21 protein-coding genes are annotated in these 19,626 nt (G+C 66.7%); 8 read left to right on the forward strand and 13 right to left on the reverse strand.

All coding sequences use genetic code 11. From position 1 onward, the window contains the following. Position 1 precedes the first annotated feature (1 nt). The 3 genes from EZ304_RS06185 (at position 2) to EZ304_RS06195 (ending at position 3,936) form a co-directional block, all read left to right on the forward strand. Entirely contained in the window at positions 2 to 919 is a 918-nt protein-coding gene (locus tag EZ304_RS06185) for an alpha/beta fold hydrolase (RefSeq protein ID WP_099555270.1), read from the forward strand. After that, positions 916 to 3,393, forward strand: coding sequence for an acyl-CoA dehydrogenase (locus EZ304_RS06190; protein ID WP_099555268.1), 2,478 nt, complete (start codon positions 916 to 918; stop codon positions 3,391 to 3,393). The genes EZ304_RS06185 and EZ304_RS06190 overlap by 4 nt, the downstream gene beginning before the upstream one ends. A gap of 75 nt (positions 3,394 to 3,468) precedes the next feature. Continuing rightward, a complete protein-coding gene (locus EZ304_RS06195; RefSeq protein WP_099555266.1) occupies positions 3,469 to 3,936 on the forward strand; it encodes a hotdog fold domain-containing protein in 468 nt (155 codons plus the stop codon). A 507-nt stretch (positions 3,937 to 4,443) separates the two neighbouring features. Here the strand turns inward: EZ304_RS06195 and EZ304_RS06200 are convergent. Together EZ304_RS06200 and EZ304_RS06205 are read right to left on the reverse strand one after the other, a co-directional pair. Then, the gene (locus EZ304_RS06200; protein WP_099552056.1) at positions 4,444 to 4,794 is read right to left on the reverse strand and encodes a DUF1304 domain-containing protein; all 351 of its coding nucleotides are present in this window, start codon (positions 4,792 to 4,794) and stop codon (positions 4,444 to 4,446) included. Positions 4,795 to 4,824: 30 nt separating this feature from the next. Further along, on the reverse strand, positions 4,825 to 6,114 hold the full coding sequence (locus EZ304_RS06205) for an NTP/NDP exchange transporter (protein ID WP_185959244.1): 1,290 nt from the start codon (positions 6,112 to 6,114) through the stop codon (positions 4,825 to 4,827). A gap of 325 nt (positions 6,115 to 6,439) precedes the next feature. Between EZ304_RS06205 and EZ304_RS06210 the strand changes: the two genes are divergently transcribed. Next, positions 6,440 to 7,840 carry a serine hydrolase domain-containing protein gene (locus EZ304_RS06210; RefSeq protein WP_099552054.1) on the forward strand — a complete coding sequence of 467 codons (1,401 nt, stop codon included), beginning with the start codon at positions 6,440 to 6,442 and terminating at the stop codon, positions 7,838 to 7,840. A 135-nt stretch (positions 7,841 to 7,975) separates the two neighbouring features. Here the strand turns inward: EZ304_RS06210 and EZ304_RS06215 are convergent, their stop codons facing one another. Next, positions 7,976 to 8,734: an SDR family NAD(P)-dependent oxidoreductase gene (locus EZ304_RS06215; RefSeq protein ID WP_142806569.1), complete on the reverse strand. Its 759-nt coding sequence runs from the start codon at positions 8,732 to 8,734 to the stop codon at positions 7,976 to 7,978. 114 nt (positions 8,735 to 8,848) lie between these two features. On the opposite strand from EZ304_RS06215, the gene EZ304_RS06220 reads away from it, so the two are divergent. After that, positions 8,849 to 9,742 carry a LysR substrate-binding domain-containing protein gene (locus tag EZ304_RS06220; RefSeq protein ID WP_099552052.1) on the forward strand — a complete coding sequence of 298 codons (894 nt, stop codon included), beginning with the start codon at positions 8,849 to 8,851 and terminating at the stop codon, positions 9,740 to 9,742. 120 nt (positions 9,743 to 9,862) lie between these two features. Here EZ304_RS06220 and EZ304_RS06225 read toward each other — a convergent pair whose 3' ends face one another. After that, entirely contained in the window at positions 9,863 to 10,381 is a 519-nt protein-coding gene (locus tag EZ304_RS06225) for a hypothetical protein (RefSeq protein WP_032130057.1), read from the reverse strand. 111 nt (positions 10,382 to 10,492) lie between these two features. Between EZ304_RS06225 and EZ304_RS06230 the strand changes: the two genes are divergently transcribed. After that, entirely contained in the window at positions 10,493 to 10,846 is a 354-nt protein-coding gene (locus EZ304_RS06230; RefSeq protein ID WP_142806570.1) for a hypothetical protein, read from the forward strand. A gap of 308 nt (positions 10,847 to 11,154) precedes the next feature. Here the strand turns inward: EZ304_RS06230 and gcvH are convergent, their stop codons facing one another. The 9 genes from gcvH to nudE all read right to left on the reverse strand — a co-directional run bounded on the left by gcvH (position 11,155) and on the right by nudE (position 17,355). Then, positions 11,155 to 11,550, reverse strand: coding sequence for a glycine cleavage system protein GcvH (gene gcvH, locus EZ304_RS06235; protein WP_010482723.1), 396 nt, complete (start codon positions 11,548 to 11,550; stop codon positions 11,155 to 11,157). A gap of 93 nt (positions 11,551 to 11,643) precedes the next feature. Continuing rightward, the gene (gene gcvT / locus EZ304_RS06240; protein WP_142806571.1) at positions 11,644 to 12,756 is read right to left on the reverse strand and encodes a glycine cleavage system aminomethyltransferase GcvT; all 1,113 of its coding nucleotides are present in this window, start codon (positions 12,754 to 12,756) and stop codon (positions 11,644 to 11,646) included. Positions 12,757 to 12,900: 144 nt separating this feature from the next. Beyond that, positions 12,901 to 13,344 carry an NfeD family protein gene (locus tag EZ304_RS06245; protein ID WP_142806572.1) on the reverse strand — a complete coding sequence of 148 codons (444 nt, stop codon included), beginning with the start codon at positions 13,342 to 13,344 and terminating at the stop codon, positions 12,901 to 12,903. Between the two features lies 1 nt (position 13,345). Further along, complete coding sequence (locus EZ304_RS06250) at positions 13,346 to 14,305, reverse strand: SPFH domain-containing protein (protein ID WP_099552048.1); 960 nt, start codon at positions 14,303 to 14,305, stop codon at positions 13,346 to 13,348. A 66-nt stretch (positions 14,306 to 14,371) separates the two neighbouring features. Then, positions 14,372 to 14,674 (reverse strand): DUF962 domain-containing protein, encoded by a 303-nt coding sequence (locus EZ304_RS06255; RefSeq protein ID WP_049431766.1) that lies wholly within the window; start codon positions 14,672 to 14,674, stop codon positions 14,372 to 14,374. A gap of 138 nt (positions 14,675 to 14,812) precedes the next feature. Next, entirely contained in the window at positions 14,813 to 15,142 is a 330-nt protein-coding gene (locus EZ304_RS06260) for a YnfA family protein (RefSeq protein ID WP_099552047.1), read from the reverse strand. Beyond that, positions 15,139 to 15,978: a nucleoside triphosphate pyrophosphohydrolase gene (mazG, locus tag EZ304_RS06265; RefSeq protein ID WP_142806573.1), complete on the reverse strand. Its 840-nt coding sequence runs from the start codon at positions 15,976 to 15,978 to the stop codon at positions 15,139 to 15,141. The genes EZ304_RS06260 and mazG overlap by 4 nt, the downstream gene beginning before the upstream one ends. 13 nt (positions 15,979 to 15,991) lie before the next feature. Further along, on the reverse strand, positions 15,992 to 16,795 hold the full coding sequence (gene cysQ / locus EZ304_RS06270; RefSeq protein WP_099552045.1) for a 3'(2'),5'-bisphosphate nucleotidase CysQ: 804 nt from the start codon (positions 16,793 to 16,795) through the stop codon (positions 15,992 to 15,994). Then, entirely contained in the window at positions 16,792 to 17,355 is a 564-nt protein-coding gene (gene nudE / locus EZ304_RS06275) for an ADP compounds hydrolase NudE (protein ID WP_142806574.1), read from the reverse strand. Before nudE ends, cysQ begins: the two co-directional genes overlap by 4 nt. 77 nt (positions 17,356 to 17,432) lie before the next feature. Between nudE and bioA the strand changes: the two genes are divergently transcribed. Continuing rightward, positions 17,433 to 18,824 carry an adenosylmethionine--8-amino-7-oxononanoate transaminase gene (bioA, locus tag EZ304_RS06280; protein WP_221931198.1) on the forward strand — a complete coding sequence of 464 codons (1,392 nt, stop codon included), beginning with the start codon at positions 17,433 to 17,435 and terminating at the stop codon, positions 18,822 to 18,824. Then, the gene (locus EZ304_RS06285; protein WP_099552042.1) at positions 18,815 to 19,552 is read left to right on the forward strand and encodes a 16S rRNA (uracil(1498)-N(3))-methyltransferase; all 738 of its coding nucleotides are present in this window, start codon (positions 18,815 to 18,817) and stop codon (positions 19,550 to 19,552) included. The genes bioA and EZ304_RS06285 overlap by 10 nt, the downstream gene beginning before the upstream one ends. The last annotated feature ends 74 nt before the right edge of the window (positions 19,553 to 19,626 follow it).

Consider the following 19,626-nt stretch of genomic DNA (forward strand, 5'->3'; position numbering starts at 1 on the left):
TATGGTTACGTCCCCTACTCCCGCTGCGTTCCATGATCTTCGCCTGGAGGCCGCCCATGGCGCGCGCCTGGCCGCGACTGCCAGCGACCATGGCCGCCGTGGCCGGGTGTTGTTCGCGCATGGCTTCGGCCAGACCCGGCATGCCTGGAACGCCACCGCACGGGCCCTGTCTGCGGCGGGACTGCAGACGCTGGCCTACGACGCTCGTGGCCATGGCGATTCGGACTGGAATGCCGCCGAACTGCCCTATCACGGCGAACAGTTCGCTGATGACCTCATCGTGCTGGCCGGGGAACAGCCGCGCCCGCCGGTGCTGGTCGCAGCCTCGATGGGCGGCCTGTTCGGCCTGCTGGCCGAATCGCGCTGGCCGGGCCTGTTCTCGGCGATGGTGCTGGTGGACATCACCCCGCGCTGGGATACCGCCGGTGTTGAACGCATCCTCGCCTTCATGACCGCCCATCCCGATGGCTTCGGCTCGCTTACCCAGGCCGCCGATGTGATCTCGGCCTACATGCCGCACCGTCCGCGCAAATCCGAGCAGTCGCTGCGCGCACTGCTGCGCGAGGACGGCCACGGGCGCTGGCGCTGGCACTGGGACCCGCGCCTGGTGGCCGAACTGGCCCGCGACAGCGAACAGCACCAGGACGCACTGGCCGAGGCCGCACGCCAGGTGAAGTGCCCGCTGCTGCTGGTCAGCGGCGGCCGCAGCGACCTGGTCACGCCACAGACCGTGGCCGAATTCCTGGCGTTGGCGCCGCACGCGCGCCATGTGCAGCTGCCGCAGGCCACGCACATGGTCGCCGGCGATGACAACGACGCCTTTACCGCTACTGTGTTGGACTATCTGGACGTGTTGCCCGCAGCGGATGCTGCGGCTTCGTCCGCCACAAACGAGCACGTCACCGGAGCACGCTCATGAGCATCGTTCTTCCCTTCCTCGCCCTGCTGCTGGCAGGCGCGTTCGTCGCCTACCACCGCATGCGGCTGGTTACCTGGACGCTGATCAGCGTGGCCCTGCTGGTCGCCTGCTGGTTCATCCCCTATGTCAACCAGACCGCCACGATCGTGGCTGCCGCCGTGTTGGCCGTCATCACCGTGCCGCTGCTGCTGCCGTTCATCCGCAAGCCGCTGCTGACCGGCCCGATGATGAAGGTGTTCCGCAAGGTGCTGCCGCCGCTGTCGCAGACCGAGCGCATCGCGCTGGAAACCGGCTCGGTCGGCTTCGAGGGCGAACTGTTCACCGGTGATCCGGACTGGAACATCCTGCTCAACTACCCCAAGCCGCAGCTGACCGCCGAAGAACAGGCCTTCCTCGATGGCCCGGTGGAAGAGCTGTGCACGATGGTCAACGACTGGGAAATCACCCACGTCCATGCCGACCTGCCGCCGGAACTGTGGGCCTTCATCAAGAAGAACAAGTTCTTCGGCATGATCATTCCGAAGGAATACGGCGGCCTGGGCTTCTCCGCGCTGGCCCACCACAAGGTGATCCAGAAGCTGGCGTCGGTGTCCTCGGTGGTCAGCTCCACCGTCGGCGTGCCGAATTCGCTGGGCCCGGGTGAACTGCTGGTGCATTACGGCACCCAGGAACAGAAGGACCAGTACCTGCCGCGCCTGGCCGATGGCCGCGAAGTGCCCTGCTTCGGCCTGACTGGTCCGTTCGCCGGCTCCGACGCCACCTCGATCCCGGACTACGGCATCGTCTGCAAGGGCGAGTGGAACGGCGAGCAGGTGCTCGGCGTCAAGCTGACCTTCGACAAGCGCTACATCACCCTGGCCCCGGTCGCTTCGCTGATCGGCCTGGCGTTCCGCATGTACGACCCGGATGGCCTGATCGGCGATACCCGCGACATCGGCATCACCCTGGGCCTGCTGCCGCGTGACACCGCCGGCGTTGAAATCGGCCGTCGCCACTTCCCGCTGAACTCGACGTTCCAGAACGGCCCGATCCGCGGCAAGGACGTGTTCATTCCGCTGACCCAGCTGATCGGTGGCGCAGCCATGGCCGGCAAGGGCTGGAACATGCTCAACGAGTGCCTGGCCGTGGGTCGCTCGATCACCCTGCCCTCCACCGCCAGCGGCGGCGCCAAGGCCGGTGCTGCCGTGACCGGCGCCTATGCACGCATCCGCAAGCAGTTCGGCCTGTCGGTCGGTCGCTTCGAAGGCGTGGAAGAAGCGCTGGCCCGCATCGGCGGCAAGGCCTACAAGATCAGCGCGCTGTCGCAGGCCACCGCCGCAGCGGTCGATCGTGGTGACGTGCCGTCGGTGCCGTCGGCGATTGCCAAGTACCACTGCACCAACATGAGCCGTGAAGTGATCTCGGACATGATGGACGTGATCGGCGGCAAGGGCATCATCCTGGGCCCGCGCAACTTCGCCGGCCGCAGCTGGCAGGCCGCGCCGATCGCGATCACCGTGGAAGGCGCCAACATCATGACCCGCAGCCTGCTGATCTTCGGCCAGGGTGCGATCCTCTGCCACCCGTGGGTGCTGAAGGAAATGAAGGCGGCACAGGATCCGGATACCCGTGCCGGCCTGCAGGAGTTCGACCGCAGCCTGTTCGGCCACATCCGTTTCGGCCTCTCCAATGCCGTGCGTTCGTTCTGGTTCGGCCTGACCGGCGCGCGCTTCGGTGCCGCACCGGGCGACGCCTACACCCGCCGTTACTTCCGCAAGCTGGACCGTTATTCGGCCAACCTGGCGCTGATGGCCGACATCTCGATGATGACCCTCGGCGGCAAGCTGAAGTTCAAGGAGTCGCTGTCCGGCCGCCTGGGCGACGTGCTGAGCCATGTCTACATGACCAGCGCCATGCTCAAGCGCTACCACGACGAAGGCGCACCGCAGGCCGACCAGCCGCTGCTGGCCTGGGCCTTCCATGACAGCGTGCACAAGATCGAGGAATCGCTGTCGGCCGCGCTGCGCAACTTCCCGATCCGTCCGATCGGCTGGCTGATGTGGGCACTGATCTTCCCGCTCGGCCGTCGTGCCGAGGCCCCGGGTGATCGCCTGAGCCGTCGCGTCGCCGCCCTGCTGATGGCGCCGAACGAAGCGCGCGACCGCCTGGCCAGCGGCGTGTTCCTGACCCCGTGCGAGAACAACCCGGGTGGCCGCATCAACAGCTACCTGAGCAAGGCGATCATGGCCGAGCCGGTGGAGCGCAAGTTCCTGAAGGCGCTGAAGAGCAAGGGCATCGAGGCGCTGGACTTCAAGGCGCAGCTGGACGAGGCCGTGGCCGAAGGCGTGATCACCCAGGACGAGCGCAGCCTGCTGGAAGAACTGCGCACGCTGACCCTGGACACGATCACCGTGGACGACTTCGACACCCACGAACTGCGCGCGGCCAGCTACTACGACCGCCAGCACAAGGACCCGCATTCGCAGGCGGCCTGATCGCCCGCGACACGCGTTGCCTCGACGGCGGGCCTTGGCCCGCCGTCGCTTTATCCGCCGACCGGAACACCGACCATGTCCACGCCCCTGCTCTCGCTCTACCACCGGCTGCAACGCTGGCCTGCCGGCACCTGGCTGTTCTCACGCGCGGTGTGCTTCAAGGCGCCCTACTTCGCCAGCATCGCACCGCGCATCACCCGCCTGGAACACGGTCGCTGCGAAGGCACGCTGGCCGACCGCCGCAGGGTGCGCAACCACATCGGCACGGTGCACGCGATCGCGATGTGCAACCTGGCCGAACTCACCGCCGGGCTGATGGTCGACGCCTCGCTGCCGAAGGGCATGCGCTGGATTCCGAAGGGCATGCAGGTGCAGTACCTGGCCAAGGCGCGCGGCACGCTGCAGGCAGTGGCGCTGCCGGCGCAGCCGATCGTGGCGGCGGAGCGTGGCTATGCGCTGCCGGTGACGGTGAGCGTGCGCGACCACGCGGGGACGGAGGTGTTCAGCGCGGTCATCGACATGTGGATGTCGCCGGCGAAGTAGCGTTCCCGCGAACGGCGCAGCCCCTCGTGGGTGGACGGTTGATCGCGGAAAGCCTTGGTTTGGCTGGGGGCGGTGAGTTCGCGGGGGACGCCGTGAACCCGTCCCTGGGGGCTTGGCCGCGGCATCCATGCCGCGGACACCCCCGCGAACTCACCACCCCCAGCCTCTGACAGATTTCTGCGGCGTCCACCCACGCAAGAAAAAAAGGAAGAGCAGAAGCAAAAGCAAAAGCGGCCCACTGGCCGCTTTTTTCATGCACGCAGAATCCACGAGCGCAGCGACCCGCTGTTGCTCTTGATCTTCTTTTTCTTCTCCGTGGGCTGGCCGCGCACGGAAACTGTCAGGGGCCGGGCGGGTTGGGTTCGCGGGGGTGTCCGCGGCATGGATGCCGCGGCCAAGCCTACACGGACGTACTTGCGGCGTCCCCCGCGAACCCAACCCGCCCGGCCAACCCCATGACAAGCATTTCGCGACCACCCCACGAGGGGCTGCGCCGTTGGCTGGAAATCACGCCAGCGCGCGAAACACCAACGCCAGGATCGCCGGCACCGCCTGGATCATGAAAATGCGCCGGCTCACGCTGTACGCGCCGTAACACCCCGCCACCACCACGCAGGCCAGCGAGAACGTCAGCAGCACCGGCTGGTCGATCACCAGCCCCACCCCGATGCCCGCCGCCAGGAAGCCGTTGTACAGGCCCTGGTTCGCCGCCAGCACGCGCGTGGTCTCTGCCTTCTCCGGCGTGTTGCGGAAGGTCTTCAGGCCCAGCGGGCGCGTCCACAGGAACATCTCCAGCACCAGGAAGTACAGGTGCAGCACCGCGACCAGCACGGTCAGCAGCAGCGCGATCAGCGACATCGTTTCTCTCCTCGAAATGACTGGGTGGGATCAGCGGTCGCGCGGCAGTTTCTTTTCTTCGCGCAGCACGCCGAACGCGGCGGCGGTCATGCACGCGGCCACCAGCATGCCGCCGATGAACACCACATGCGAGCCGAACAGGGACAGGCCCTTGTGCACCCACGCAAAGCTCAGGTCCGCGCCGCGGTAGACCACCGTATCGATGGCCGCGCCGGCCTTGTAGCGCCACTGCCGGTCCACGCGGGTGTAGATGGTTTCGCGGGCCGGCTTGGCCAGTGCGAACTCGCTGGCGCGGGTCATCACCTGCACCACCGCCACCATCAACGGCATGGGTGAAGCGGCAAGCACCGAGAAGCCGATCAGGATCGCAAATCCAGGGATCAACAGGGCCGGCGCGATGCCATGCCGCGACAGCAGCCAGCGGGTCAGGCCCAGCTGCATCAGCAGCGCCAGTGCGTTCACTGCCAGGTCGATACGCGAGAAGAAGGCCGTGGCAGCGCCTGCATCGTTGAACGCCGCACGCACGATGCTGGCCTGCTGGTTGTACAGCAGGGTGCCCACGCCCACACCGAACACCACCATGATCGCCAGCCAGCGCAGCAACGGCTCACGCACGATCAGTTTCAGGCCGTCCAGCACGCTGCCGCCCATCGGCTTTTCACCGTCGACCAGTTGCTGTTCGCGCTCGCGCAGCACCGCCCAGTGCCGCAGGCGCCAGATGCTCAACAGGCAGATGGCGAGAAAACCTGCCGAGACCAGCATCAGGTTGGCGATGCCCACGCGCTGCACCAGCGCACTGGTGATGATCGGGCCGAGGAAGGCACCGATGGTGCCAGCCGCGCCGATGTAGCCGTAGAAAGCACGGGCCTGTGCGTTGGAAAACACATCGGCCATGAAGCTCCAGAACACCGCCACCGCGAACAGGTTGAAGACGGTGATCCAGAAAAAGAACGCCATGCCGCGGCCTGGCACACCGCTATCGAACAGTACGTAGAAGCCCAGCAGGGTGACGATGAAGAAGCCATACACCGCCGGCAGGAACACCCGTCGCGGGAAGCGGCTGACCAGCCAGCCATAGACCGGCTGCAGCACCAGCATGATCACGAACACGCAGGAGAACAGGAACTGCAGCACGAAGTCCTTCAGCGCGATGCCGTGGCTGGCGAACCAGGCGATCAGCACGGGCGGGAACACTGTTTCCAGGTCCGCCGAAGCCGCCATCGCCTCGCGCACCGGGCGCAGCACGTAGTAGCCGCTCAGCAGGCAGAAGAAGTACAGGAACGACCACCACAGCGCTGGTGAATCGCGCAGCGCCGCCATCAGGCCCTGCAGCGGCCCTTTCCCCCGTACCGCACTCACGCGGTGTCCCTCGCCTGAAGACGGCGGTTGGACAGCGGCATGGCAGGCTCCGGGGGCGGTGAAGCGCGTACGTTATCCAAAGCACTGCAACATCGCCAGCAGGTGGCCGTTTGAAGGCTGCAATGCAGCGCCGTGACCGAGCCGGGATGACACGTTCCGATACACGCTTTTGAGGCGTCAAAATTCCAACTTTTTCAACGAGATGCGCATTCATCTTCGCTTTGTTTGTGCACAAGGGAAAAGCGGCGCTAGAATCGCCATCAGCAGTCGCGCACGGGTCCCAACGATGAAAAAGAACAGCCTGCGTCGTCCGATCCGTTCGGCGGCCACCGGTTTGCTGGGCATGTTGATGCCTGTTGCCTTGTCCACCACCGCGCAGACCCCGCCACCGTTGCCGCCGATGCCGGCCAACATCGAGTCCACTGCGGCCTCCGCCGTCGCCCACACCCAGCCGGCGGCCTACCGCACCGGCCTGGTGCCGCAGGTGCAGGCGCCCGCCGCAGGCTTCAACGTCGCCAACATCGAATCGATGGCGCAGCAGCTCACCTATGGCGAGCGCGTGCCAGGCATGGCCGTGGCCATCGTGCAGGGCGGCCGCATCCTCAGCGCGCGTGGCTATGGCGTCACTGACGTCAACAATCCGCTGCCCGTCGATGCGCACACCGTGTTCCGCCTGGCATCGCTGTCCAAGGCCTTCGCCGGCACCATGGCCGGCCTGCTGGTCAACGATGGCACGCTGCGCTGGGACAGCAAGGTCACCGATTACGTGCCGGGCTTCCGCCTCAACTCGCCCGAAGCCACCGACCGCCTGACCGTGGCCGATGTGCTCAGCCACCGCGTCGGCCTGCCGTACAACGCCTACGACCGCGATATCGAAGGCAACGCCGAGTACTACTCGTTGACCCAGAAGCTGGCCAACACCAGCCTGAAGTGCCTGCCGGGCGACTGCTACGCTTACCAGAACGTGGCCTTCAGCCTGATCGGCGACGTTGTCTACGCCGCTTCCGGCAGCTTCTACGAGCAGTCGGTCGAGCGCCGCATCTTCAAGCCGCTGGGCATGAACGATGCCAGCCTGGGCCTGGCCGGCATCCAGGCCAGCTCGCGCTGGGCGCGTCCGCACGTGCGCAGCCGCAATGGCTGGGTGTCGCTGACGCCGAAGCCGACCTACTACCGCGTCGCCCCGGCTGCCGGCGTCAATGCCAGCGCCAGCGACATGGCGCAGTGGCTGCTCGCCCACACCGGGCACCGCCCTGACGTGCTGCCGGCGCCGCTGCTGGCCACCCTGCACTCCAGTCTGATCAACACCCCCGGTGAGATGCGTTCGGGCTGGCGCCGCGAGCGCCTGCATTCGGCCGGCTACGCACTGGGCTGGCGCACCTTCGACTATGCCGGCCACGACGTGGTGTTCCATGCCGGCGCCGTGCAGGGCTACCGCGGCCTGGTGGCATTGGTGCCGGAACGCGATCTCGGCATCGCCATCATGTGGAATGGCGAAAGCGGCCTGCCCAGCGGCCTGCTGCCGACCGTGCTCGATTCCGCGCTCGGCCTGCCGGCACAGCGCTGGCTGGATGTGGACACCGACTTCGGCAGCGACAACCTGATGGCCGAAGGCGCAAGCCCGGCGCAGCAGGACAAGCGCAAGGGCAAGGGTGCCTCGAGCAACCGCGCGGTGGCGTCGCCGCGCTGATCAGGCGGGCTCGACCGTAAGCATGAAGGGCGGCCCATGGGTCGCCCTTTCTGTTGTTTTCGCAGGGCTGAGCCATGCTCGACTCCGCCGGACCTGTGGAGCCGAGCATGGGCTCGGCTCTACAGCGCCGCAGCGCTAGTGCGCGAAGTAGTGCATGCCGCCATCCACCGGAATCACCGCACCGGTGATATAGCCGGCCAGCGGCGAAGCCAGGAAGGCCACCAGCGGCGCCACCTCCTCCGGCTCGCCGAAGCGCCCGAGCGGAATGTTGCGCGCAATGAATTCGCGTCGGCTTTCCTCGGTGGGATGCAGGCGGTCGAGGATCTGCGGGCTGTTGATCCGTCCAGGCGCGATTGCATTCACCGTGATGCCCTGCCCGGCCACTTCGGAGGCCAGCCCCTTGCCCCACAGATGCAGCGCGGCCTTTGCCGCCGTGGCCGCGTTCACCGCGCGCGGCTCCATCGAACCGCTGAAGTTGATCACCCGCCCCCATCCCTGCGCCTGCATCGCCGGCAGCAGTGCCTGGGTCAGCCGTCGTGCGGCAGAGAAGTTCAGGGCCAATGCCTCCTCCCAGATCGTATCGGCTGCATCAACGGTCGTTGGCCGCGAGCCGCCAGCCGCATTGACCAGGATGTCCACCCGCTGCAACGCCGCCAATGCGGCGTCGGCGATGCGGCGCACGTCCCCAGCGTCGGTGACATCGCCCAGCAGGATGATCGGCGCGGGTGCGCCCGCCGCTTCGATCTCCGCCGCCAGCGCCTGCAGCAGTGCCTGCCGCCGTGACGAGATGGCGACACGCACGCCCTGCGCGGCCAGTTGCCTGGCGACAGCGGCACCGATGCCACTGCCCGCCCCGGTGACCAGCGCGGTGCGTCCCTCAAGGTTCAAATCCATGGTGTTCTCCTGTCAGCGCGGCCGGTGGATCCGGCCCGTGCGGTGCATGCTGTTTGATCACCCCTGATTGATAAACTCCGCACAGGTTTCAGCATTCAACACCCGGAGTGTCAGATGAACCTGCTGGAAAGCATGCAGGTCTACGTGCTGATCGTGGACAAGGGCAGCCTCAGCGCTGCGGCGGCAGCACTGGACATCTCCGCGACGATGGCCGGCAAGCACCTGCGTGCATTGGAGGCGCGGCTCGGCATGCAGTTGCTCAGTCGTACCACCCGGCGCCAGCACATGACGCCGTTCGGCGAGGACTACTACGCCCGCTGCCGGGAGATCCTGCGGCTGGTGGAGGAAACCGATGCGCAGGCCCAGCACCAGCACCTGGCACCGGCAGGCACGCTGCGCATCAGCGCGCCGGTGATCTTCGGCACGCATGCACTGCTGCCGGCGTTGGCCGATTACATGGCGCACTATCCCGACGTGCGTGTCGACGCGGTGCTGACCGACCGCGTCGTCAATCTCGCCGAGGAAGGTTTCGAAGCCGCCCTGCGAATCGGTACGCTGGCTGACAGCAGCGCGCTGGTCGCGCGTGCGCTGACACCCTATCGATTGATGATGTGCGCCTCGCCCGGATACCTCGCCCGGCACGGTACGCCTTCGGACCTGCAGGCACTTTCCCGGCACCAATGCCTGTCCTTCGAACCCAGCGCACTGGCGCAGTGGCTGCAGGCCGATGCTGGCGGGCTCGACCATGTGCCCACAGGCCGCCTGCAGATCAACAACGGCGAAGCGCTGCGTACGGCGGCGCTGCATGGGCTGGGCATCGTGCTGCAATCGGCACTGCTGCTGGCTGCCGACGTCAACGCCGGGCGCCTGGTGCAGCTGTTCCCGGAGCATGGCCAGACCGGCCGGCCGATGCACGTGGTCTATGCCCACGACCGCTACCACTCGACCCGCCTGCGCAGCTTCATCGATTTCCTGGTGGAGCGCTTTCCACCGACGCCGCACCGCTAGCGTCAACTATCAGAAAGACAGTCGAGCATGGCTCGACGCTGCAAATGGCCCCATAAAAAAACCCCCTCCCCGCTGGGCAGCCAGGGAAGGGGGTTTCAGGATGCGGCTATCGGGAAGTACTTAGATCAGCGGCGCCGGGGTTGCCGGCAGAGCGACCGGAGCGGCCTTCTTCTTGCGGGCGGCCGGCTTGCGCTTGGCAACCTTCTTCGCTGCCTTCTTCGGGGCAGCCTTCTTGGTGGCCTTCTTCGCGGTCTTCTTTACTGCCTTCTTGGCGGTCTTCTTGACGGCCTTCTTGGCAGTCGCCTTCTTCGCGACCTTCTTGGCAGGCTTGCGGGCCGTTGCCTTCTTGGCAGTCTTCTTGGTGGCCTTCTTGGCTACCTTCTTGACGGCCTTCTTCGCGGTCTTCTTGACGGCCTTCTTGGCAGTGGACTTCTTGGCTACCTTCTTTGCCGCCTTCTTCACTGCCTTCTTCGCAGTGGTCTTCTTGGCGACCTTCTTCGCAGCCTTCTTCACTGCCTTCTTGGCGGTCGCCTTCTTCGCGACCTTCTTCACTGCCTTCTTGGCAGCGGCCTTCTTCGCGACCTTCTTCACCGCTTTCTTGGCGGCGGGCTTCTTCTTCGCAGCTTTCTTGGTTGCCATGGGATGGCTCCTCGTCAGTGATAGGGAGTTGAAACGCCCAGGTGGATCAAACCCGCGGATGCTGCGTGCGGGGACCGCCGGCGCGTCAGGCGCGCCGTTACGGATACGGCAATGCCCGCCTCGATCGGCGGAGCGGGCATCGGAACGGGAGGTGCCTTGCATTTCTCCGGGGGAAGCGGGGCCATGTCCACCGTCATCAGGGTCGCGGTGGTCTTGAAGGGGCTGCTTCGCATCGGACGATTGATTCTGCGCACTCGGTTGGGCAGGCAAGGTCTGCTGAGGCGAAACCTAATCACGGTTTTTTTACTGTCAACAACCCCCGCGAAAAATTTTCACATCCGCGCCATCCACGGTGTTGTCTGCACGGTCGCCACGCTCCGCCTTCGACGACCACCAAAGCACCACGCACGCACGTTGCCTGCAACGACAACAACGCACGCCTTGAACAAAAAGCACTTGAAATAAGCACTCTGCGCAGATGCATGCATGTTGGCGGCCACTGCATGCACGCATCGCCTGCAGCGGCCGCCGCCCGCACCAACGCCAGCACAACGGCACCGCAACGGGGGGCAAAAAGTTTTCACATCCGGACGCGCCGGCGCGGGGTGGAAACGCGGATTTGCGCAAAACTGCGCACACCCCTCGGTACCGTTCGCGGGTCTGCTGATGCCGCGTCGAGGGCGCGCAGCAAACCCTGCGTCATGAGCCGACGTGCTCGCCAAAACAAAAACGGCCACCCGAAGGTGGCCGTTCCAGAACCCGGAAACGACGACTCAGTGGTCGTCGTTTTCCAGGGCTTCGGCATACGCATCCGGGTCCAGCAGTTCGTTGAGCTCTTCGGCGTTGGTCAGTTCGACCACGAACATCCAGCCTTCGCCGTAGGCATCTTCATTGATGGTTTCCGGCTTGTCGGACAGGGCCGAGTTGACCTCGACAACCTTGCCGCTGATCGGGCTGTAGACGTCCGAGGCGGCCTTCACCGACTCGACGACGGCGATCTGTTCGCCGGCCTTGGCGTCGGCGCCGACTTCCGGCAGTTCGACGTAGACCAGGTCACCCAGCAGGCCCTGGGCGTGGTCGGAAATACCGACGGTGACACGGCCATTGCCTTCGACACGGGCCCACTCGTGGGACTTGAGGAACTTGAGGTCGCCGGGGATCTCGCTCATGGGACTGCTCCAGAGATATGCAGGGGTGGAAAAAACGGGGCTAGTGTAACCAACCGGCCGCCACTGCTGTCAGTGACGACCGGCATGTTCGGATCAGGCGTCGGCGAGCACGCCGGGCTGGGCCTGGCCTTCGCGCACGAACGGGAACTTGACCACGCGCACCGGCACTTGCCGGCCGCGGATGTCGACGGTGACCTCGCCGAGTTCACCGGCCGGTACGCGGGCGAAGGCGATGCCCTTGGCCAGGGTCGGCGAGAAAGTGCCGGACAGGATCTCGCCCTGGCCGCCCGCGGTGGTCACCGCCTGGCCGTGGCGCAGCACGCCCTTCTCGTCCATCACCAGGCCGATCATCTGACGCGCGGTGCCGGCAGCCTTCTGCGCTTCCAGCACGTCGCGGCCGATGAAGTCGCGGCCTTCGTCCAGCGACACGGTCCAGGCCAGCGCCGCTTCATACGGGCTGATCTCTTCGTCCATGTCCTGGCCGTACAGGTTCATGCCGGCTTCCAGGCGCAGCGTGTCACGCGCGCCGAGGCCGGCCGGCTTCACGCCTGCCGCCAACAGGCGATTCCAGAAGGCGACCACGGCATCCTGCGGCAGCAGGATCTCGAAACCGTCTTCACCGGTGTAGCCGGTGCGGGCGACGAACAGCTCGACGCCGTCGTCGGACTGCACCTGCAAGGCGGCGAAGCGACCCAGCTTGGTCAACGCGGCACGGTCGGCTTCGCGGGCCAGGCCGATCACGATGTCGCGCGCCTGCGGGCCCTGCACGGCGAGGATGGCCAGGTCCGGGCGCTGCTCGACGCTGACGCCGAACGGCGCGGCCTGCTCGCGCAGCCACGCCAGGTCCTTCTCGCGGGTGGAGGCGTTGACCACCATGCGGAAGAAATCGTCGCCCAGGTAGTAGACGATCAGATCGTCGATGACGCCGCCGCGCGGATTCAGCATGCACGAGTACAGCGCCTTGCCCGGCACCTTCAGCTTGTCGACCGAGTTGGCCAGCAGGCGGCGCAGGAACGGCTTGACCTGGTCACCGCGCAGGTCGACCACGGTCATATGGCTGACGTCGAACACACCCGACTCGCGACGCACCAGGTGGTGCTCGTCCAGCTGCGAGCCGTAGTGGATGGGCATGTCCCAACCCCCGAAATCGACCATCTTGGCGCCAAGGGCGCGGTGGGTATCGTTGAGCAGCGTCTTCTGGGTCATGACCGGGTCCGGCAGCAGAGGAAACAAGAATCCCCATTATCCCAGATCGGTCGCCCGCAGGCGTGCCGCAGCGCAGCGGCGGAGTTCCAGTGCCGTGCCCAGGCTCGGCGGCTCTTCGTGTGGGAGCCGAGCGTGGGCGCGGCTCTACACGGGGCGGTCTGCCGGCTCGACCTGCAGCGTGCTGCCCTGCACCGCCACCACCCGCACCAGGCTGCCGGCCTGCAGTTCCGGCCCACTGACCTGCCAGTACGCATCATCGATGCTGACCCGGCCCTGCCCACCAACGATACCCTGCTGCAACGGCACCACCCGTCCGACCAGTTGCTCGGCGCGACGGTTGAGCAACGGTGCATCGCTGGGCCGCGCCCTTGCCTTGCCCCAGCGCCGGTAGCACTGGATCGAGACCACGCTCAGCACGACGAAGGCAACGACCTGCCACAGCAATGGAATGCCGCTGAACACGGCCACCAGCACGAACACAGCCGCCGCGCCGATGCCGATCCACAGCATGAACGCCCCGGGCGCCAACGCCTCTGCGGCAAACAGCAGCAGTGCCAGCGCGCCCCAGCCTACGACCTCCCAGCGCATGTCAACCTCCAATCGGCGGCGGCCGCTTGCCGGCGGCCTTGTTGTCCTGGCTGGCCAACGCCTGCTTGGCCAGTTCGGCCACGCCGGCAATCGAGCCGATCACGCCGCTTGCCTCCATCGGCATCAGCACCAGCTTCTGGTTTGGCGAACTGGCCAGCTCCCTGAATGCTTCCACGTACTTCTGGGCAACGAAGTAGTTGATCGCCTGCACGTCCCCCTCTGCGATCGCCGCCGACACCACCTTGGTCGCCATCGCTTCGGCTTCGGCCAGGCGCTCGCGCGCCTCGGCGTCGCGGAACGCAGCTTCGCGGCGGCCTTCGGCCTCCAGCACGGTGGCCTGCTTCTCGCCATCGGCGCGCAGGATCTCCGACTGCCTTGAACCCTCGGCTTCAAGGATCTGGGCGCGCTTCTCGCGCTCGGCCTTCATCTGCCGCGCCATCGCATCCAGCAGGTCACGCGGCGGCTGGATGTCGCGGATCTCGATGCGGTTGACCTTCACGCCCCACGGGTTGGTGGCATGGTCGACCACGCTCAGCAGCTGGGCGTTGATCACCTCGCGCTGGCTCAGCGATTCGTCCAGGTCCATCGAGCCGATCACGGTACGGATGTTGGTCTGCACCAGGGCGATCATCGCCACTTCCAGATTGGCCACCTCATAGGCCGCCTTGGCAGCATCCAGGACCTGGAAGAACACCACGCCATCCACGCGCACGGCGGCATTGTCCTTGGTGATCACTTCCTGGCTGGGTACATCCAGCACCTGCTCCATCATGTTCACCTTGCGCCCGACCCCGTACACGATCGGGATCAGGAAGTGCAGGCCGGGGGTCATGGTGTGCGTGTAGCGCCCGAAGCGCTCGACGGTCCATTCGTATCCCTGCGGCACCATCCGCACCGCCTTGAACAGGACCACCACGGCCACGAAGGCCAGTACCACGGTAAAGAACATGGTCGGGAACATCGCGCTTTCCTTATCTATGACGCCCAGGCCCCAGCATAGCGCGTGAAGGCCGCATGCACAGTGGAACTACCAGGGCACGCGCCGGCGCAGGATGTCGGCGAACATCACCCAGTCGCCCATGAACGAGTACAGCGGATGCTGGAATGTCGCCGGACGGTTCTTCTCGAAAAAGAAATGACCGACCCAGGCGAAGCCGTAACCGCAGAACAGGGCGGCCAGCACGAGGATGGCTTGCCCGCGCAGGATCGCCGCCGCAACCAGCAGCAGCACCCCGCAGCTGCCGATGAAGTGCAGGCGGCGCGACACCGGGTGGCGGTGCTCGCTGAGGTAGAACGGATAGAACTCGCGGAAGCTGGCGAAGCGGGACATGCGCGTGCTCCGGGGACCAGGGGGCGCCCCCATCATGCACCTTCCGGGAAGGGATCGCTGCCCTTGCAGAGCCGAGCCATGCCCGGCTTGCGCGCGCCAGCGCGGTCGGAAGGAAGAGCAGCCGAGCATGGCTCGGCTCTACACTGATGAGGTGCGCGGCCCGAACATGATCACTGCCATGCCGGCCAGGCACAGGGCCGCGCCCAGCATGTCCCAGCGACTGGGGCGGATGCCATCGACCAGCCACAGCCAGAACAGCGCGGTGCCGATGTAGACGCCACCGTAGGCCGCATAGACCCGGCCGCTGGCGGTCGGGTGCAGGGTCAGCAGCCAGGCGAACAGCGCCAGGCTGGCGGCCGCCGGCAGCAGCAACCAGATGCTGGCGCCCTTGCGCAGCCATAGCCACGGCAGGTAGCAGCCGACGATCTCGGCCAGCGCGGTCAGCAGGAACAGGCCGAGTGTCTTCACGCCTTTTCCGCCGCCTTGGCGTGCTGCCACAGCGCTTCCTGCGCATCCAGGTCCATCGCGGCCAGCGTTTCACCCTGCGCGTCGGCCTGCACTTCCATCGCACGGAAACGACGTTCGAACTTGTGGTTGGCCCCGCGCAGCGCGGCACCCAGGTCGATATCGGCGTGACGGGCGAGATTGGCGCAGACGAACAGCAGATCACCCAGCTCTTCCTGCAGGCGCGCCTTGTTGCCGGCGATGTCGCCGCGCTCGAACTCTTCGCGCAGTTCCTGCAGTTCCTCGGCCGCCTTGTCCAGCACCGGCAGCGGGCCTGGCCAGTCGAAGCCGACCTTGGCCGCGCGCGACTGCAGCTTCACTGCCCGCTGCCATTCCGGCAGGCCGCGCGAGATGCCGGCCAGCGCGGAGGTGTCCTGCTCGCCCTTGGCGGCGCGCTCGGCGCGTTTGATCGCCTCCCAGTTGCGCATCACCCCATCGGCATCGTCAACGCTGACCTCGGCGAACACGTGCGGGTGGCGGCGCTGCATCTTGTCGCTGATCGCGCGGGCCACGTCTGCGAAGGCGAAGCTGCCCTGCTCTTCGGCCATGCGCGCATGGAACACCACCTGCAGCAGCAGGTCGCCCAGCTCGTCGCACAGGTCGTCGAGGTCGCCACGGTCGATCGCATCGGCCACCTCGTAGGCTTCCTCGATGGTGTATGGCGCGATGGTTGCGAAGTTCTGCTCCAGGTCCCACGGGCAGCCGCCCTGCGGGTCGCGCAGGCGCGCCATGATGGCCAGCAGGCGCTCCAGCTCATGGGTGGCGGCGCTGCCGGTGGTGCGGGTGTCGTGCGCGCTCATGCGGCCTCCAGGGTCAGTCGGACAACCAGTCGCGCCATGGCAGGCTGGTATCACCAAGGGCAATGAAATCGCCGTTCAACAGGGTTTCGCGGCGGTTGTAGCGGAACGGCTTGCCGGTCGCGGCCGACAGCACGGCGCCGCCGGCGGCATGCAGCACGCATTGGCCGGCAGCGGTATCCCATTCGGAGGTCGGGCCCAGCCGCGGATAGACATCCAGGCCGCCTTCGGCGATCCGGCAGAATTTCAGCGACGAGCCCTGTGCGATGGTCTCGATGCGGCCCATGCGCGCCAGCAGCGCCTCGGTTTCCGGCGAGCGGTGCGAACGGCTGGCGGCGACGCGCAGCGGGGCGGTGGCCGGCGTGCGGGTGCGCAGCACGGTGTCGTGCAGGCCCTGCCGGCGATAGGCCAGCTCGCCACGCATGGCGTGCCAGACGATGCCGGTGACCGGCGCCAGCACCACGCCGAACGCCGGTGCGCCCTGGTAGATCAGGGCGATGTTGACGCTGAACTCGCCATTGCGCTTGACGAACTCGCGGGTGCCGTCCAGCGGGTCGACCAGCCAGTACGCACCCCAATGGCGCCGCTGCTCCCACCCCACCTGCGCAGATTCCTCCGACAGGATCGGCAGGTCCGGGGTCAGCTGCTGCAGGCCCTGCTCGATCACGAGGTTGGCGGCCAGGTCGGCGGCGGTAACCGGGCTGTTGTCATCCTTGATCTGCACCTCGAAGCCATCGGCATACACCTGCATGATGGCCTGTCCGGCTTCCTGGGCGATGGCGATGGCGGTCTCGCGCAGGTCCGTGGTCAGTTTGATCATCGCGTTCCCTGCAGCCACTGGCGCGCGATGAACAGCGCCGCCAGCGAGCGTCCCTCGGAGAAGTCCTCGCGCAGCATCAGCCGGTCCAGTTCGGCCAGCTTCCACGGCACCACTTCCAGTTCTTCCGGCTCGTCGCCGGCCAGCTTTTCCGGATACAGGTCGCGTGCCACCACCAGCCACGACTGATGGCTCATGTAGGTGGGGGCCAGGGTCATCGCGCGCAGCACGTCGACCTGGCGCGCGCCATAGCCGGCCTCTTCCTTCAACTCGCGGTCGGCCGCCTCCTCGGGAGTCTCGCCGGCGTCGATCCGGCCCTTGACCAGGCCCAGCTCGTAACGGTGCATGCCGGCCGCGTATTCACGTACCAGCAGCACGGTCTCGTCGTCCAGCATCGGCACCACCACCACCGCACCATGGCCACGGCTGACCAGGCGTTCGAAGCGGCGGCGTTCACCGTTGGAAAACTCCAGGTCCAGGTGCTGGCGCTGGAAGGGGCCGTTCTCCTCATCGGTGATCCGATGGATGATCGGCAAGCGACGGCCGGCACGGTCATCGTTCATGCGGAATCTCCGCGGCGGCCGGCGCCAGCGCCGGGGCCGATAGAATGTGCAGGCAGCAACATGTTCATGAGCCCGAAATGCTAGCAGACCCAACCCCCTCCCCGCTGGCCCAGCACTGGCGGCAACGCGACCTGCAGGTGCTGTGGCACCCGTGCACGCAGATGCGTGAGCACCCGCATACCCTGCCGCTGGTACCGATCGCCCGTGGTGAAGGCGCATGGCTGATCGACCACGACGGCAACCGCTACCTGGACGCCGTCAGCAGCTGGTGGACCAATCTGTTCGGCCATGCCGAGCCGCGCATCGGCGGCGCCATCGCGGCGCAGGCCGGGCAGCTGGAACAGGTGATGCTGGCTGGCTTCGGCCACGAGCCGGCAATCACCCTGGCCGAGCGCCTGCTGGCGCTGGCGCCACGCCAGCCCGGCCGCGAACCGCTGGCCAAGGTGTTCTACGCCGACAACGGCTCGGCCGGCGTGGAAGTCGCGCTGAAGATGGCCTTCCAGTATTTCCAGAACCGCGGCGAGCCACGGCGCACGCGTTTCATCGCGCTGGAGAACGGCTACCACGGCGAGACCCTTGGCGCACTGGCGATGGCGGACATCCCGTTGTACCGCCGCGTCTACGCACCGCTTCTGGCCGAAGGCCTGTTCGCGCCCTCGCCCGATGCCTACCTGGCCGAGCCGGGGCAGAGTGCGGCTGATCGTGCACGCCAGGCCGCCGATGGCCCGGCCACCGTGTTCGACCAGCATCCGGGCGAGATCTGCGCGGTGATCCTGGAGCCACGCCTGCAGTGCGCCGGCGGCATGCGCATGCATGACCCGGTCTACCTGCAGCGTGTGCGCGAACTGTGTGATGCGCACGGCGCATTCATGATTGCCGATGAGATCGCCACCGGCTTCGGCCGCACCGGCACCCTGTTCGCCTGCGAGCAGGCTGGGGTGATGCCGGACCTGATGTGCCTGTCCAAGGGCCTGACCGGTGGCTTCCTGCCACTGGCCGCGGTGCTGGCCACGCAGGCGCTGTACGACGCCTTCCTTGATGACTCGCGCGAGCGCGCCTTCCTGCATTCGCACAGCTACACCGGCAACCCGCTGGCCTGTGCGGCTGCGCTTGCGACGCTGGACATCTTCCGCGACGACGATGTGATCGCCCGCAACCGTGGCATCGCCTCGGTGATGGGCACGCTGGCAGCGCCATTCGCCGATCACCCGCATGTGGCCGATGTGCGTCAGGCCGGCATGGTGGTGGCCTTCGAACTGTCACGCGATGGCAACAGGCGGACCCCGTTCGACCCGGCGCTGCGACTGGGCCTGCATGCCTACAAGGCTGCGCTGAAGCGTGGCGTGGTGCTGCGTCCACTGGGCGACGTGCTGTACTGGATGCCGCCCTACTGCGTGGACGACGAACAACTGGAGCTGCTGGCACATACCACGCTGGCGGCGATTGACGAGGCGATTGCATGCGCGTGACCCGCTGCCCCATCGACCTGGCGCTGCACAGCGGCCAGACCGTGACCCTGCCGGAAGAGACGGCCAACCATCTGGTGCGGGTGATGCGCCTGCGCGAGGGTGATACCTGCGTGCTGTTCAACGGCGATGGCCACGACTACAGCGCCACCCTGACCGCGGCCGGCAAGCGCGAGGTGCAGGTGCGCATCGATGCAGTGCAGGCCATCGACAATGAATCACCGTTGGCGATCACCCTGCTGCAAGGCATCGCGCGTGGCGAGAAGATGGACCTGATCCTGCAGAAGGCCACCGAGTTGGGCGTGAGCGCCATCGTTCCGGTGAATGCCGAGCGCACCGAAGTGAAGCTGGATGCCGCGCGCGCGGAGAAGCGCGTAGCGCACTGGAACAACGTGGTGACCTCGGCCTGCGGCCAGTCCGGGCGCGCGCGCATTCCCCAGGTGGGATCGCCGTTGTCACTGGCGCAGGCTGCGGCGACGCTGCCGGCCGATACGCTGCGGCTGACGCTGGACCCCCTGGGCGCCCATCGCCTGTCGACACTGGACGCTGCGCCGACGGGCGGCATCGTGATCGCGATCGGCCCGGAAGGCGGGTGGTCGCCGCGCGACCGCGATCAACTGGCGGCGGCCGGCTTCCAGGGGCTGCAGCTGGGCCCGCGCATCCTGCGCACGGAGACGGCCGGCCTGGCCGCGATCGCGGCATTGCAGGCGCGGCTGGGGGATCTGGGGTAAGGCTGATGGGTGGTAGTGCCGGCCGCTGGCCGGCATCCACGGAATCATGCGGTTGCCGGCCAGCGGCCGGCACT

This window comes from Stenotrophomonas maltophilia (assembly GCF_006974125.1).
GTDB classification, from domain to species: Bacteria; Pseudomonadota; Gammaproteobacteria; order Xanthomonadales; family Xanthomonadaceae; genus Stenotrophomonas; species Stenotrophomonas maltophilia_O.